We start from the raw sequence: 15,900 nt of genomic DNA, 5'->3' as shown, positions 1-15,900 counted from the left end.
ATACATATCTTTTTTTGACTGGTTTCGGATCTTTCACTGTAAGTTCAGCCTTCATAATATCCTCCCTTATTTTAAACAGGCATTAATAACTAATGCCTGTTTAAAATAGTATTTATATTTACTTAATATCTCTTCTACCCTCTAATACTTTTTCAACGTCTTTCTCGATTTCCTTCAACGCATCCTCTGCGGTTTTCTCTCCAAGCCACACTTGGTCAAGTGCCGGATCGACAAACTCTAGTATTTTATTAAAATTCCTCACATAACCAGTTGGGGATGGTACCGAGTAATTCAGAATTGCATCAATCGCTCCACTGAAACCAGAAGGATGAAATTTATTATTGGTCCATCTAGAAACTATATCAGGATCTGTGTACCAATCTTTTAACGTTGGTAACCATAGCCCTTCGTTGATCATATCGAAAGCAGACTCTGGATTAATAAGTGCTTTCAATGTATCCCAAGATTCCTCTGGATGATCCGTATTGGAGAAAATAGAGAACATTCCACAAACTACCATCGTTACTGGCTTATCCATCTTCGGCAATACACCAACATTATATTTAACACCAGAATTTCCTAAGTTATAATTCAACCACTGACCATCAATCATCATTGCCACTTTCTTTGTTTGTAAGGAAGTTGCGCCACCAGGAAGAGATTTCGATTGAATCGGTGATGGTGCGACATGATGAACATTAATCAAATCTGCTAATTTTTGCAGTGCTTCTACTGCTTTTGGTTCCGTTAAACCAAATTTCTCTCCATCGTCCGAAATAAAATCTCCACCATTGGAATAGATGAAGTTCCCCCAGTTCCCCCACCATTTTCCGAAATCAATACCAAATTGCTTAATGTTTTTTGGGTTAAAGTTTGGCGACAATGCATTGTTCCCATTTTGATCAATCGTTAATTTTTTCGCTACTTCTACAAACTCATTCCAATCCCATGCGTCTGCAGCATTCACTGGGGGTAGTTCAGCCCCTGCTTCTTCAAACATATCCTCGTTGTAAAACAACATGAATGTTTCTCGCTCAGGACATACGCCAATTAATTCTCCATCGTCGGAGTAATAGCCAAATTGTGGAGCAAGGTCATCAATCGATAATTCTGGGTCTTTTTCTAGAAACGTATTTAAATCTAGAAATTTCCCTTCCTCTGCAAGCGGATATGCTAGAGTTGCAGATTCCATTTGTGCAACATCCGGTGTTTCATTCCCAGCAACCATCGTGGTCAATTTTGTATCATAATCTGCTGGAATTACTTGTAAATCAACGTTAATTTCACCTTTACGATCTTTATTAAACTTTTCAATCGACTTTTCAAAAACCTTTTGCTGTTTCGGATCTCCCCACGCAGTCGCACTTATTCTTACTGCGCCTGAATCGTCGGTATCACCACTAGTGTTCGAGTTACAAGCTGCTAAGAGAAATACAACCGCCACAATACTTGTAAGCACTTTCAATTTCATCTTTCTTTCCCCCTTAATTTTAAAGTCTAGGATAATACTAGTGTATCAACCGACGAATAGTACGAGTATTCTAATGTTTTTGTATTGGTGGACTATTTTTGGGTAAAATAATCTCCACCTTCGTCCAACTACCTTGTACGGAGTCCAGCTTTACTCCATAGTTTTCTCCATACAGTAACTTAATTCGTTTATCGACGTTGTAAATTCCAACAGAGTCGCTACTTCCCTCGATGACTTCCTTTATTTTCCTTTTATCCATCCCTTTTCCGTTATCCTCTATACAGAATATAATCGTGTCAGATTCTACAATACCAGTAATGCGGATAAAACCACCTTCCTCGATTAATTCAAATCCATGAATAATTGCATTTTCTATAAAAGGTTGAAGCATGAGTCTTGGAATTTTCCAATCAACCAAACTTGGATCGATGTCAAATTCAACGGTAAACACGCCTTCAAAACGACTCGACATGATGTGTGTATAACTTTTTAGCCATTCTAGTTCTTCTTTCACCAATCCAGTTTCACTTGTTATGTTGGTTGTATAATGAAGCATTTTTGATATACTAATGAGCATTTTACTAAGTTCTTTTTGGCCGTTTTCAATCGCAATCCAGTTCATTGTATTTAATGTGTTGTACAAGAAATGGGGATTCAATTGGACATTCAATGCCATAATTTCTGTTTCTTTTTCTTTTAATTTAACTTCATAATTTTCTTGAATAAGCAATCGAATTTGTTCATTCATCGTATTGAAGTTTCGGATAAGGTGACCAAACTCATCATTATTCGTAACTTCCACCTTTGTATCAAATGAACCCTGTCCCATTTTCCTAATCGCAAACAGCAGCTTCTTAATTGGCTTTGTAATTCTACCGGAAAAAATAAAAGCTAATAATAGAGAGATGAACACAAGAATAATTGCAAAAGTGAACATATTGAATTTGATTGAATGTACAATCTCATCGACTAAATCACCTTCTGTAATCATCCCAATTGAAATCCAGCCTGTGACGTCAGATGTATCAAAACAGATAATTGTGTTCTTACCATTTATTTTTACAAGCTTTGTACCACTCTGCTCCTCCACGATGCTTTCAACCCAGTCTGCATCATAATTCGTACCAATTAGCGACTGATTTTTATGACTAATAACTTGCCCTTCTTTCGTGATAACCATATAGTCGGAGCCTTTGATTGGGATACTATCTTTAATATATTGGTCATAAAAATCTGCTTTAAAATGAATAAACAACACTGGCCGTTCAACACTCATAGGGAGATTGGAAATTACACCATTTCTCACATAGGAGATATTTAACAATCTAGCTGCAGAAAAAATATAGTCATCTTCAAATAGATTCTCATCATTTAGCAATTCTTTAATATTATAAGTAGGTATCCACTGTAGTTTCCCTTTTCCCTCTAAAGCTGAATTGTAATAATCGGTATCTCTGAATCTTATCAATGGCGTATTATCCCCAAATGTAAAATAACTAGTTACATATTGGACAGAATCAACACCTGACCACTTTAATACATATTGACTACTTATTTTTCTAAGATCTCGATCCGCTATTAATAGTTGGATATTATTTTCTGGATTAAGATTATTAAATATTTTGAATAAATCATCATCAACTGTTATCGATAATGTACTGTCTTCTACACCGCCTAAAACAGAATCAATCAAATCATTATTTTTCTTGATGATTTCATACACATTTTTCCTAGCTAAATTGGATAGCTCTTCTTTACTAGTATCGTAATATTGGGTAGCAAGAATTAAAATTGGAAAAAAACTGATGATTAGATAGGAAATCAACAGCTTACTTCGAATACCAATGCCTTTTTTCATTATATTTTCCCTCTATTTGAATGAATATGGAGTTTCCGATATTGCTCCGGGCTCAACCCTACTTCTTTTTTAAATATTCGATTGAAGTACTTCGAATCTTTATATCCGCTTTGCTGCGCAATTTTATACACTTTCTTATTCGTTTCTAGCAGTAAGTTCTTAGCAACACTCATTCTCTTGTTCAACAAGTATTTAGAAAAAGTCATTCCATAGTATTTTTTAAAAAATTGACTGAAATATGATGAATTATAATAAAATTTGTTAGCTACCGCTTCTAGACTAAGGTCCTCCATATAATTTTGGTCGATATATGCTTTACATTCCTTCATCAGGATTTCTGTTTTCTTATTAAATCGTTCTTCTAAAAGTTCCATCGTGTTCATTAAAACTTTATGCACGTTGTTCTGAAGAAGCGTAATATGGTCACTGGAACGCATATCTGTTTGCACAAAGGTGACAAGCTGATAATATTGACTCTCCGTTATAATATTTTCAAACCTAGAAATGACATTAATAACTGTACGCATGGTATTTTCAATTAAAATTTCTGGTTGATAGTAAGTTCCCTTTATTAGATTTTGAAATATTTCATTTACAATATAGACAGCACCTTTTTTATCTATATTTTGTAAGGCTCTCACTAGTTCATCTTCTTTATGTGAATGGATTACTAATCTATCTTCAAACCAACTATTTTCATTATAAAAAAACACTTTTCCAGTACCGAGGTAAAATTTATACTGTAATGCAGTATGCGCTTGTTCGAATGCTCGTTGGATGTTATTTTGAATATTACGATAATATTTGCTAGTACTAATTGTTATGTCACATTTCGTTATCAGTTGATGTAACATGTCAACAAATGCAGCATCGGTTAAAATATTCGATTCTACCTTACTTATAATTACTACTAAAATATTGCTAGTTTCATCTAAAAAGAAGGACATGGTTGCTCCAAATTTCTGCAAATATACTTCTATCTCTATTTTCATACCTTCACTATCCAGCTGTATAAATTCAAAAAGAAGGAGTATCCCTGGCTGAGCGTTATCCTTATATATACTTTTTAGTGCCGATTGTTCTGTAACCGTCAATACCCCCTTTAATAACTGCCTTAATAAATATTCTCGGTTTTTTAACTCTCTTTCCATTTCTTCCTTTTCCATTTTTTCCTCTACCCGATGTAATACTTCTACCATTTTATCTTCATCGACAGGCTTCAAAATATAATCACATGCACCTAGTTTGATTGCCTGTTGGGCATAATCAAAATAACCATAAGCACTTAGAATTACTACTTTTAAATTTTTCTCATTCCCAATCTTTTGCAAAAGCTTCAAACCATCCATAACCGGCATTCGAATATCCGTAATAACGATGCTCACCTGTTGTACCTCTATTATGCCTAATGCTTCTTCACCATTTCTCGCTTCAAAAATCTCATAACTCGGCCTTAACATTCTCAACAAATTGGCTAAACCTTTCCTATGTCTAGGTTCATCATCTACAACAATGACCTTACGCATGGTAACCTCCGTTTAGTGGGCATTAGGGTATATCCCTCATCCCATTATCATTTTCCATAAATATCATTTCATCATTATCTTTATTTCTCTTTTGTAGTTCCATATTCCTGCATAAGGACATACTATGTTGTCTTAATGTGTTTATCATCCAAATGAATTAAGTAATCGGTTGAATTACGTTACTTTTGCGGAGATTCGAACCAGGTATTACGGAGAAAGATCTAATACTTGCGGAAAAGAGAGTCATTATACTAGAAACAAGAAAAAGCTCCTGTATCGTTGCATGCAAACAAGCATGATTATACAGGAGGTGTTATGGTTATTTGTCGAAGTTTCTAGAATTTAGTGAAAGAATTATAAGTCAAAACTTAATTAATATAAATTCCACGCTACAACATCTACTATCTCTAGTTCATAGTTAGCTCCATCGCCAACAACCTTAATTCAAAGACTGCTTAGTGTCCATTCAGGAGTAATTTGCCCTGTTACAAAATAATCTTATTCACCAGCTCCTGTTAATTCCGTATTTAGGAGGTTATAACAAGTCCTAAAATTACCTATTCATACATTGGAATTAATTTTTTACTTATCTGTTAATAGTTCTAGGGACATTAACCTAGACATTTCATCCTCTTCCTTATGAACCTTTAACTCATACAAATTTTCTTTTCTTTATAATCAAGGTCACCAGATTTTGACTTGAGTTTTATTTTAAATCTATCTCCCTTTACAACTCATGTATATTTGGTTCTCATTAATTTGTGATTAAACTTAATCTTAATCGATTATTTATGTCTTTCTCATTTTCATAGTAGAGTTTCTATGAATTAGTTCTACTCCTAATACATATAGGCTGTCTTCATCTGTTATATCACCATTTATTTTTCCGATTAGAGTTGAAGCAGCTAATTCTCCCATTTCATAAATAGGTTGAGCTACTGTTGTTAATTCCGGTTCCGTCATTATAGTAACCGCAATACCATCAAAACCACATATCGCAACATCCTCTGGAACACGGATACTTCTCCTTTGAAGCGCTTTTAATGCACCAATTGCCATCAAGTCGTTACCTGCAAAAATACCATCTATATCTGGATGCCTATCTAATATTTTTTCTACTGCTTTAAACCCGCCTTCCATTTGGGAGTCTCCAGCAATCATATAACTCGATGTGTACCAAGGAAGGGATTTTACAACTTCTTCATACCCATTCATTCTTTCTTGGTATGTCGGTACTTCTTGTGGACCATAAATATGAGCAATTCGATTACAACCCACATCTAGTAAATGTTGAACAGCAAGAATGGAACCATTAAAGTTATCAACTTGTATCAAACTCCTTGGCTTATCGCATGGTAATCGTTCAAGGAATACGCACGGAGTATTTTCCTTCTCTAAAGTAGCAATATTCTCTTTATCTAGCATACTGGAAGCTACAATAAATCCATCTATCCCTCTACCTTTAAGCACCTTTAAATAAGACTTCTCTTTATACTTTTTATCATCTGTATTACATAAAATAACAGTATAGCCTTGTTTATGGCATGTATCCTCTACTGCTCTAACAAGCTCAGGATAAAACGGGTTCATAATATCAGGAACTATCATCGCAATAGAGGACATTTTTTTCCCGACCAAGCCTCTTGCAAGCGGGTTTGGTACGTAGTTTAGCTCCTCTATTGCACGTATGATTTTCTTTTCAGTATTTTTACTGACATACTCTCTTTTATTCATTACTCGTGAGACAGTGGCAATAGATACTCCAGCTAAATTTGCAACATCTCGGATTGAAACCAATTGTTTCCCCCCTCATGATCAATATCCGAGTGTTACATTATTCAGCTGTCGATTTCGGTAATTTCGTTATTGGACCATCTTGTTGTAAATTGGCAGTTGGACCATTTCCTTTATTAACTACTGGCCAACCATCTACCCATTCCACTTTATCTATCATTAGAGTTCTACCTAAATGTGGGTTATTTCTATCAAACGCATGATATAGTATCCATTCTTGTCCGGATTCGTCCGTTATGATTGAGTTATGTCCCGGCGCGTTAAAATCTTCATTTTCCTCTAATAGCGGTGTGTAATCCTCATCGATTTCCCAGTACTTTTTGAACGGGCCTAGTGGTGAATCGGATTTCGCTACAATTACAGCATAATTCGCATGCGCCCCACAACAATTATCGCCTGAAACAAACAAATAATAAGCATCATTACGTTTCACTACCCATGGCGCTTCTAATAAGCGTTCATACGGTTTATAGCGTTCTACATCGAGCACTTCTACTGGCTCTCCTTCTAATGACATACCGTCCTCCGATAGTTTTTGCACTAAAATTGGCTCCTCCGCTGATCCCCAATACATATACCGTGTACCATCATCATCCTTAAAGATAAACGGATCAATCGTTGCGAAAGAAGGCCCGATTACTATTGGTTCACCTTTATCAACATAAGGACCTAACGGGTGGTCAGCTACAGCTACCCCAATGCCGAAATCCTCATTTCGATCATTCGGTCGTGATTTCCCTGAATAATACACATAATATTTCCCATCGTGTTCTACAAAATCCGGTGCCCATACGTTAAGTTCGTCAGTATGGAGCCAGCTCGGAATTTCTGGTAACACCTCACCTGCATATTCCCAATCCACTAAATTTTGTGAGCGCAGTATGGGTAGTTTTTTTAACGAACTATAATAGCGAGATTGTGTTGTAATCATATAATAATAACCATCGTTACCATTCACAATACCAGAAGGATCAGGAGCATCACGCTTTAAAATAGGATTTTGATATGCTGTTCGTTGCATACCGTCAGGCACTGGTGGAAGTTCTACTGCTTCCTTCTCCGCTTTTCCTTTATCATCTTCGGATGTATTAGGATTAACATTCACCACTTGTTTTTCATTATCTTTATCTATCAAATCAGTTTTTTTAAGCATGCTTTCACCCCAAATTACCATTATCATTACTACAAAAACTATTGCTACACTGCAGGCTAATATCATCCATTTTGAACGAACCATTTTACTCCCCCAATTTCCCCTAACATGTACGAATACGATAGCCTATTCTTCTTTTTCTAGATTCATAGGTTTCTTCGTTACTGGCCCATCCTCCACCAATGTGAAAGTTGGCCCGTTGCTTACTGGCCAGTTATCTATCCACTCCAACTTATCTATCATCATCATTCTATTCATATAAGGCGCATTATTATCATACGCATGATACACTATCCAATCTTGCCCTGCCTCGTCTGTAACGACGGAATTATGTCCGGGCTCATAATACCGTTCATTTATTTCAATGATAGGTCTCTTAGATGCATCCTTTTCCCAATATTTTTCGAAAGGGCCAAAAGGAGATGTTGATCTAGCGACCATTGCTGCATAGTTCTTCCCGTGATTTCCAGAATAAAACAAGTAATAATATTCTCCTCGTTTCATGACCCATGGAGCCTCAATGAGAGTTTCATAATCTCTACGGGGATCAGGGCGAAGAACTTGTTTCCTTTCTCCCACTAAAGACATACCATCATTTGAAAGCTCTTGCACTTTTAGTGGTTCATGACCTGAACCCCAGTACATATATCTCTTTCCGTCATCATCTTTAAAAATATATGGATCGATTGTTGTAAAGCGAGGACCCGTAACGATCGGTTCTCCTTTATCAACATAGGGACCTGTGATGGAATCTGCAACCGCCACACCAATTGCCATCTCGATTTCAGAATCATTCACATTTGCCGAGTAGTAAACATAATATTTCCCCTCATGCTTTACTAAATCAGGTGCCCACAAGTGTATATTCGTTTTACTTGTCCAGTCTGGTAGATTAGTATTGGAAAACACCTCACCGACCAATTCCCAGTTGACCAAATCAAGAGAACGAATAATCGGTAGCCTCTTAACTGTACCTGTATAATTGGACTGTGTTGTCACAATGTAATAGTAGCCATCCTCATCTTTTAATACACTCGATGGATCCGCTGCATCATGGTAGTAGACAGGGTTCGTATAGGATGTTGTGACTAGATTTCCATCCTCCCCTCCTGTCTGTACCTTCTTGTTGGTTAGTATAAGTAAAATGCCTACAGTTACAAATGTGATAGTGATTACTATACCTACTAAAAGCAACTTATTTCTATTCAATATAGTAGTTTCCTTTCCCTTCATTTATACAAACCTATGTGTCGGTACTGGTCTACTAGGAGCAAAGTTATCCAATTGATTTACTATAATGTCTAGTGTCTTATACTCCAGCTTTATTTCTTCTAGTATGATTTTCAACATTTGATAATCAATATTGATTCTGGCATTAATCCAAATATCAACTTTATCACTTAACCAAATTCCATGTTTTATATCATTTAACGGATAAATCTCATTATTTCTAACAGAACTCAGCTTCAGATGTCTATTCTCATCCTCTACCCATATTTTCAGATGTGCAACAACCGCACCTCGTTGCTCCAATTTTTCTAGCCACTTATTCAATAATTCATTTGCAAATTCAAGTACATCAATTTGTAAACCAGATACACTAATACTTGAATTCAACCATCCTAGTTGTTCTTCTGCTTTAGCGTAAACATCATAATCAATATCAAGAACAGTGGCATTCAAATCGTTACTATCAAAAATATTGTCCAACCATTCGTTCACACCCATCGCATTAACAGCGGATGTAGGGAATATTTTGGCAAAGGGTATTATATTATCTAATTGATTTTTTATTTCTTCTATCTCCATTTTTTCATTTACATCAGCCTTATTTAAAAGTAAATACTGTGCCTCCTCTATTTGCTTTTCAAACAAATATGCTATTTCAGTCGTATATATGGAGTTCTCTTTTTTTATATCTCGAAATCGTTGCGGATCTACTACAACTGTAAGTGGCTGTATATCAAGTAATTCTCCATGAAACGCCTCTAAAGGTTTGTTGACAGTTGCCATTATATCTGTACAACTGCCCACTGCTTCTGCAAAAATAACATCTGTTTCATTATGGTTTACAATGTGATTTATTGTGTCTACTAAGTTATCAAACTTACAACAAAAGCAACCACCTTGTACTTGTTGGATTGGAAAGCCATTTGAATACACTATTTTTGTATCCACTAGTTGCTCGCCTTGATCATTTGTAATACATGCAACCTTCCATCCTTTTGCGCGCAATTGATCAGCTGCAGAAACCATTAAACTAGTTTTCCCTGCTCCAAGAAATCCACTGATAATAATGACCTTTGTTTGTTTCATTTAGAATTCCCTCCAGGAAATAATTAACAATCTTCTTGAAAGAGCTAACCCCTTTAACAGGCTAGCTCCATCTAAGCTTAGTCAATACCAAATTCCTCTTTCAGTTTTTGGATATCTGGCGCAAGTTTTTTTAATGTATCATCCTCTATCTGCTGTAAAACACTTCTAGAATCAATATTTTTGTCTATCGCTTCGTTAATGGAATCTATAAATACTGGCCATGCTTGCCCGTCTAAAATCGTCATTTTTCGCTTTGGTATATTCTCAGGAATGGTTGTATAAAGCTTAAAGTCTTCCTGTCCACCTAAAAAATCATTTGTATGTTCTTGATACCACGGCAACTGTCCAATATGTGTAAATCCAGGCTGAACTGCGTACTCTGCATATATTTTCCATGCTTCTTCAGATGTCGCAATCCATTCTGCAAATGCCCATGCAGCTTCCTTATTCTTACCTTGAGCTGGAATAACGAAAGTAGAACCTCCTAATTCCACATTTAAATCTAATGGCATTTTAGTAACTCTCCACTTCCCTGCTTGATCTGGGAGCATATTTTCCATATGTCTAGCCCCACTTATTCCTAATGGGAAAGATGCCACCTTCCCTTGTTTGATAAGTTGTTTTCCTTCATCGCTAAAAAGACCCATCTGCGGAGCCCAGCCCAATTGAACCCCCTGCTTTACGATATCTATCATTTCAATCATACGTTCATTGTTACGTGTATAGTTTAGATTAGAATCAAAATACCCTAATGCATCTCCATAATGAACAGCTGGGGAATCTCTCCATTCATACATATATAAATCATTTGCAGCTAATAACTTCGCTGCCTCTAAAACGTTTTCAGGTTCTTGCAAAAACTCTCCTAAATCCTCAGGATCTGTTGGTAGTCCCACTTGTTCATATAGATCAGGTCGATAGAAAAATACTCCTGGATGCACATCCCATGGAATACCTAAAAGTCGTTTACCATCCAAAGACATGTAACGTTCCCAATTGTACTCTGCTTGATATTCTTTATATCTTCCTGCATCAAAAGGTGGCTGTAATAAATCCTCTAAAAGCCCTTCCGATTCATACCTTGGTATTTCACCAGCTGAAACCTGTGCTACATCAGGTGCACCACTTCCTGCATTTAGTGTTGTTTGTAACTGGCTATGGTGCTCCCCATATTCAAATGGAGTGAAATTCACTTTTATATTTGGATATACCTTATTAAATTCTACGATGACATCCGCAAATAAAGGGTCATATGTCCAAAAGGTAATTTCACCGGAAGTACTAGAGTCATATACATAGCTAATTCCCTCTATTCCTCCCTTATCATCACCATTATTTTCTCCTTGCGAGTTTGTATTCTCTTTTTTATCCGAACAGGCAGCCATCATCAACATTAGAACTGTGAATAATAGTAAAATACTTATTTTTTTATGCATATATAATCCCCCTTATTTTAATATTCCGCAAAACTAACGAGCTGCAGAAACTACTTCCCAATTTTTATCGCAAGCATGTACTGTTAACCCTGTAGCATCACCATAAAGAACATCAATACTTACTTCCCATTCACCTGTATCTGTATTTTTCTTTTGTTGGAATGTCCCCCAAGCCTTCCCTGTACTCCAAAATGTGGAGAAATCCTCCTCATTAATCCGTGGTTTAAAACTAAGCTCATTTTTCGTCATATCAAAAGTAAAACCACTTAAAGCGATTAATAATCCCCAACTTGCCATGGAACGTGCGTAATGATGACCACATTCCACTTCATTCCAAGGGTTCCTACGAATTCCGTCATGGCGTTCACGTATAGCTTTTACAATCGACAAGCCCTCTGTGATAAAACCTTCATATATTAGGTGGGTAGCAACCTGATATTCAATTCCCGTCCATACTTCATCAGAATAAACAAATGGAAATGTTGGACGACCACCATTTGGCCATGAGCAAAGGAGAAGACCTTTTTCATCATTTAATACATAAGTTCTTTGAGGGTTCGCGTGATTACTGAAATCAGTTTTAAAATTATGTTTATAAATGGAATAGACAGCCTTTTTCACATGATCCTCTGGTAATAAATACCCCAAATCAAATAGGTGAGCTAATTGCTGTCCAAGCAATTGATCCGAGAGACACCCTGTTCCATGCTGATATTTATGTTGATTCACATCGTCTAATAATTGAATGTAATACTCCCCATTCCACAGTAACTCATCGAGTCGTTTTGAACTTTTTTCAAAAACTTCCCTGTACATACTAGCGTTATCTGATTCGCCAAAGTAGGAAGCTACTTCCTCCGCAACTCGTAAAGCACCTAAGAAGAAAACACCAGTTAGTGGGTTTGGGCCGTAAAATTCGATATCGTACGTATTATGTTGTTTGCCATCTAGTACTAAATCTTCATCCGTATCCCATTGAAGCAATGCATACTTAAGTGCATTTTTCATTGCTGGCCATAACTTTTTTAAAAATGTATCGTCTCCGGAAAGCTTCCATTCGCGATACACACGCATAATTGCACCCATTTGACCATCAGCAGCGGCTTCCGCAGGATTTTCTCCAAATGTCCATTCGCAATCAAACATTTGCACTGCACGGAAATTCATCTTTCCATCCTGATCGACCTCTTCCAAAAACTCTGTTTCTCTCATGTTCTGTTCTAAAGTCGGAAACAAGAATGCTAGTGTTTGCGCATAATTCCATACATGTGTACAATTTCCGTCACAGCATCCCCAATCATCATGACATCCCTCATAGCCAAGAAAACGACCATCCTTCAACCAAAAACAAGTGGTACTTCTAAGTACTGTAATATTACTTGCAATCGCATCAATGACATAACTAGGAAGAGAGCTACTAAACAATGCATCTTCAAAAGTGCGTGATTGTTGTATTAATCGCTTACGGTTCTTCACCATATATTCTGCAACGGACCAAGCACTATCAAAATGATTGGTGTAGTAATTCTCTACCGTTTCACGTCCTTTTTCCTTTACTGAGAAAGCATCACTCCAACCATTTAAACGATTTGGAAAATACCAAGTTAAAAAGAAACTAAATTCTTTTATCTCTCCTGGTAAAATAGATTCACGAACGCCTAGTGTTCCAGTATCAGTACTCCCGTCTTTACTTGGCGATGTATACTCTAAATCGGTAAATAAACCATTCTTTGAAAAGTCATCCCAAAATTCATGTAAGTGATCAAACCAAGGTCCGCGTAGCCATGACCTTTTATATGTTGTCTTTTTATTCGTAGTAGTTAAGGCAATATTTCCAAATTCTCTGTGCACTTCTGGAAATTTATAAGACCGCAAAAACAAGCCTGAAAAATCCTCTTCCTCAATAAATTGGTTCCAATTCTGCGAGCATTTTTGTGTTTGTAAATTCCCTTTCTGATCAAAGGTAGCCCCGATTGGATTTATGATAGATCCAGCAATCGTAACCTCTACAGGTACGTTAGATGTATTTTTTACTTTGTAGGTCAAGTAAGCCCCAGGTATTCCAGAATCCATTGGATTTAATGGAATAAAAGGTGTAAATGCTTCTAATTCCACATCCACCGGTAAACTGTTATCTTCAAATACAACACGAACAAACGGATATTTACCTACTAGTTTAGAATTTTCCAATCGAGGTAAGCCCGCTGCTGTTCCTGGCGAATAACCATGAGCATGTGTATGTGGTGGATTTATTTTTGATTCTAGTATTCTTGCAACGGGTTCTTTCCCCTCAGCTTGTGCCCAAATAGAAAAATACGTATTAGGTAATGTGGCGCCTTTCCCTGGATGGTTAAATATCTCCCAATCTCTAAACTCTCCTCTACTACCTAGAGATACATTACCCGTACCAATTCCACCTAAAAGAAATGCTGTAGCTGTTGCATCTTTTCCATACTGCCGAATGTAACCGGATTCAAATAATTCATTATGTGAAAATGGTTTGTTTTCTCCTAAACCCTCTGTTATTTTAACCAAGCTTCCTCATCCTTTAAGAACGTATTTCTAATGATTATTACTTAATCTCTCCGTAACGTGCACGTGCACAATTTTATTCATAAAAAAAACAGAAATTAAAGTACCTCCTCCTTTCACTGTCTTTATCAACACAATTTTTGATTCCATAAAATTTATCGTGCACGTGCACAACTTAAAGCAAAAAAATATGAAAAAACACCAAATTAGATACAAACTCAATAAAATTGCCCATATCCGTGCACGTGCACGTTTTTGTGTTGATATTTTAATGATTTTATAATATCATCATAAATAATCAAAGTAAATAGAATTAGTAAACTTATCTGTAAATTTAAAAGGATGATTATAAATGGTTAATACGAAAGAAATAGCGCGTCTTTGCGGAGTATCTAGAGGTACTGTCGATCGTGCGTTAAATAACCGCCCAGGTATTAGTCCTGAAACGAAAAGGAAAATATTAAAAGTGGCCGAAGAAGTCGGATATAGACCCAATTTTATTGCTAAAAGTTTAGTTACAAAAAAAACAATGACCATTGCCATTGTTGTATTTGATATAAATAATCGTATATTTTCGCAAATTGCCAATGCGATTGAAACGAGAGCGAGAGAACTTGGCTATTTTGTTTATTTAACACTTACACATAAAAAACCTGAGCTAGAAAAAGAATATATTCGGTATTTAGTAGATCGAAAAGTCGATGGAATCATTTTAATGTCCGTAAATAAAGGACAAGAGTTTGAAAAATATTTAAGAAATCTAAAAGTACCTATTGTTACGTTTGGTAATAAAATATCAGATGAGTTTCCATTTATTTGGATTAATGATGAAAAAGCAATTATAGATGCCGTACAATATCTAGCTTCTAAAAACTATGAAAAATTGATATATATAACACCTGCATTAAGAGAATCCAATCCCTCTAATAATATATATGGTCCTGAACAGAGGTTAAAAGGTTTTAATAAAGCGATGAAGTTGCATAAAAATATGGAATCTATAGTTATTACAGATATGAATTACATTGACACGATTGATAACATAAGCAACCTAGGTAATGAAAAAGTTGCATTTCTTTGCTCTAGTGACATTTATGCTCTCGATATTCTAAAATATGCAAAAAACAAGGGAATTCATATACCTACAGAAATGGGGCTAATGGGATTTGATAATATTGATACGATTCAATACGTTACTCCCTCATTAGCTACAGTTGGTTTTTCTATAGAAGATATCGGAATTCAATTAGTAAACTCCTTAGTTGATAAAATTGAAGGAAACGAAATACCGAAAAGAATCCAGATTAGCCATGAAATAATTGAAGGTGAAACAGTGTAAGTAGTGATTCTATTAAAGAAATCCCTAACCATTATCACTAAAAATACAAAAAAGGACACTTCTATTCGTTAAAGCAAGTGTCCCTTTACCAATACACTTCATTAAATTTCCTAATAACTCACAAACACAAGTACAAAGGAAATAATACAGAAAACGAAGGCGGGCATGGATTTTCCGATTGGGTCTTTTATTCGCAGATGGGATAAAAAGGCGCCAAACATTGTGATACCTAACCAAATCCCTGCAAAAACATTCATCCAATTTATCCAAAAGCCGATAACCAGTAATAATACCCCTACTAACTGCACCCATCCTGTAACGATTCGAAACCATTGGGGTAGCTTCAGGTTATTAAAGATCTCTACTTGCATAGGATGACCTACTATTTTCTGAATTCCTAACATGACAAACATAAATATTAAAATCCCTTTTAGTACGATCGTAATACTCATGGATCATTCTCCTTTTCAAAGAT

11 protein-coding genes are annotated in these 15,900 nt (G+C 36.0%); 1 reads left to right on the top strand and 10 read right to left on the bottom strand.

What is annotated here, in order from left to right; all coding sequences use genetic code 11:
- Positions 1 to 118: 118 nt before the first annotated feature.
- From ACFPM4_RS15805 to ACFPM4_RS15765, 9 genes are all read right to left on the bottom strand, one after another.
- On the bottom strand, positions 119 to 1,471 hold the full coding sequence (locus ACFPM4_RS15805; RefSeq protein ID WP_382353812.1) for an ABC transporter substrate-binding protein: 1,353 nt from the start codon (positions 1,469 to 1,471) through the stop codon (positions 119 to 121).
- A gap of 70 nt (positions 1,472 to 1,541) precedes the next feature.
- Positions 1,542 to 3,329 carry a sensor histidine kinase gene (locus ACFPM4_RS15800; RefSeq protein WP_382353809.1) on the bottom strand — a complete coding sequence of 596 codons (1,788 nt, stop codon included), beginning with the start codon at positions 3,327 to 3,329 and terminating at the stop codon, positions 1,542 to 1,544.
- Positions 3,329 to 4,855 carry a response regulator transcription factor gene (locus ACFPM4_RS15795; RefSeq protein WP_382353806.1) on the bottom strand — a complete coding sequence of 509 codons (1,527 nt, stop codon included), beginning with the start codon at positions 4,853 to 4,855 and terminating at the stop codon, positions 3,329 to 3,331. The genes ACFPM4_RS15800 and ACFPM4_RS15795 overlap by 1 nt, the downstream gene beginning before the upstream one ends.
- Positions 4,856 to 5,644: 789 nt before the next feature.
- The gene (locus tag ACFPM4_RS15790; protein WP_382353803.1) at positions 5,645 to 6,652 is read right to left on the bottom strand and encodes a LacI family DNA-binding transcriptional regulator; all 1,008 of its coding nucleotides are present in this window, start codon (positions 6,650 to 6,652) and stop codon (positions 5,645 to 5,647) included.
- A gap of 37 nt (positions 6,653 to 6,689) precedes the next feature.
- A complete protein-coding gene (locus ACFPM4_RS15785) occupies positions 6,690 to 7,886 on the bottom strand; it encodes a glycoside hydrolase family 43 protein (RefSeq protein ID WP_382353800.1) in 1,197 nt (398 codons plus the stop codon).
- Positions 7,887 to 7,928: 42 nt separating this feature from the next.
- Positions 7,929 to 9,011: a glycoside hydrolase family 43 protein gene (locus ACFPM4_RS15780; RefSeq protein ID WP_382353797.1), complete on the bottom strand. Its 1,083-nt coding sequence runs from the start codon at positions 9,009 to 9,011 to the stop codon at positions 7,929 to 7,931.
- A gap of 24 nt (positions 9,012 to 9,035) precedes the next feature.
- Positions 9,036 to 10,118 (bottom strand): GTP-binding protein, encoded by a 1,083-nt coding sequence (locus ACFPM4_RS15775; RefSeq protein WP_382353794.1) that lies wholly within the window; start codon positions 10,116 to 10,118, stop codon positions 9,036 to 9,038.
- A 77-nt stretch (positions 10,119 to 10,195) separates the two neighbouring features.
- Positions 10,196 to 11,554, bottom strand: coding sequence for an ABC transporter substrate-binding protein (locus ACFPM4_RS15770; RefSeq protein WP_382353791.1), 1,359 nt, complete (start codon positions 11,552 to 11,554; stop codon positions 10,196 to 10,198).
- Between the two features lie 33 nt (positions 11,555 to 11,587).
- Complete coding sequence (locus tag ACFPM4_RS15765) at positions 11,588 to 14,089, bottom strand: GH116 family glycosyl-hydrolase (protein WP_382353788.1); 2,502 nt, start codon at positions 14,087 to 14,089, stop codon at positions 11,588 to 11,590.
- Between the two features lie 349 nt (positions 14,090 to 14,438).
- Between ACFPM4_RS15765 and ACFPM4_RS15760 the strand changes: the two genes are divergently transcribed.
- Positions 14,439 to 15,425, top strand: a complete 987-nt coding sequence (locus ACFPM4_RS15760; protein ID WP_382353785.1) for a LacI family DNA-binding transcriptional regulator — start codon at positions 14,439 to 14,441, stop codon at positions 15,423 to 15,425.
- A 110-nt stretch (positions 15,426 to 15,535) separates the two neighbouring features.
- On the opposite strand, the gene ACFPM4_RS15755 is transcribed toward ACFPM4_RS15760, so the two are convergent.
- Positions 15,536 to 15,877, bottom strand: a complete 342-nt coding sequence (locus tag ACFPM4_RS15755; RefSeq protein WP_382353782.1) for a DoxX family protein — start codon at positions 15,875 to 15,877, stop codon at positions 15,536 to 15,538.
- Between the last annotated feature and the right edge of the window lie 23 nt (positions 15,878 to 15,900).

Origin of the sequence: Lederbergia graminis, assembly GCF_042655485.1 — a bacterium.
GTDB lineage: Bacteria > Bacillota > Bacilli > Bacillales > Bacillaceae_C > Lederbergia > Lederbergia graminis.
This window is presented reverse-complemented; position numbering and strand designations above follow the sequence as displayed.

Excerpts from the sequence above, each read along its gene's own strand:
- ACFPM4_RS15800 (WP_382353809.1), bottom strand. The coding sequence starts at position 3,329 with ATGAAAAAAGGCATTGGTATTCGAAGTAAGCTGTTGATTTCCTATCTA.
- ACFPM4_RS15760 (WP_382353785.1), top strand. The coding sequence starts at position 14,439 with ATGGTTAATACGAAAGAAATAGCGCGTCTTTGCGGAGTATCTAGAGGT.
- ACFPM4_RS15775 (WP_382353794.1), bottom strand. The coding sequence starts at position 10,118 with ATGAAACAAACAAAGGTCATTATTATCAGTGGATTTCTTGGAGCAGGG.
- ACFPM4_RS15805 (WP_382353812.1), bottom strand. The coding sequence starts at position 1,471 with ATGAAATTGAAAGTGCTTACAAGTATTGTGGCGGTTGTATTTCTCTTA.
- ACFPM4_RS15785 (WP_382353800.1), bottom strand. The coding sequence starts at position 7,886 with ATGGTTCGTTCAAAATGGATGATATTAGCCTGCAGTGTAGCAATAGTT.
- ACFPM4_RS15755 (WP_382353782.1), bottom strand. The coding sequence starts at position 15,877 with ATGAGTATTACGATCGTACTAAAAGGGATTTTAATATTTATGTTTGTC.
- ACFPM4_RS15795 (WP_382353806.1), bottom strand. The coding sequence starts at position 4,855 with ATGCGTAAGGTCATTGTTGTAGATGATGAACCTAGACATAGGAAAGGT.
- ACFPM4_RS15770 (WP_382353791.1), bottom strand. The coding sequence starts at position 11,554 with ATGCATAAAAAAATAAGTATTTTACTATTATTCACAGTTCTAATGTTG.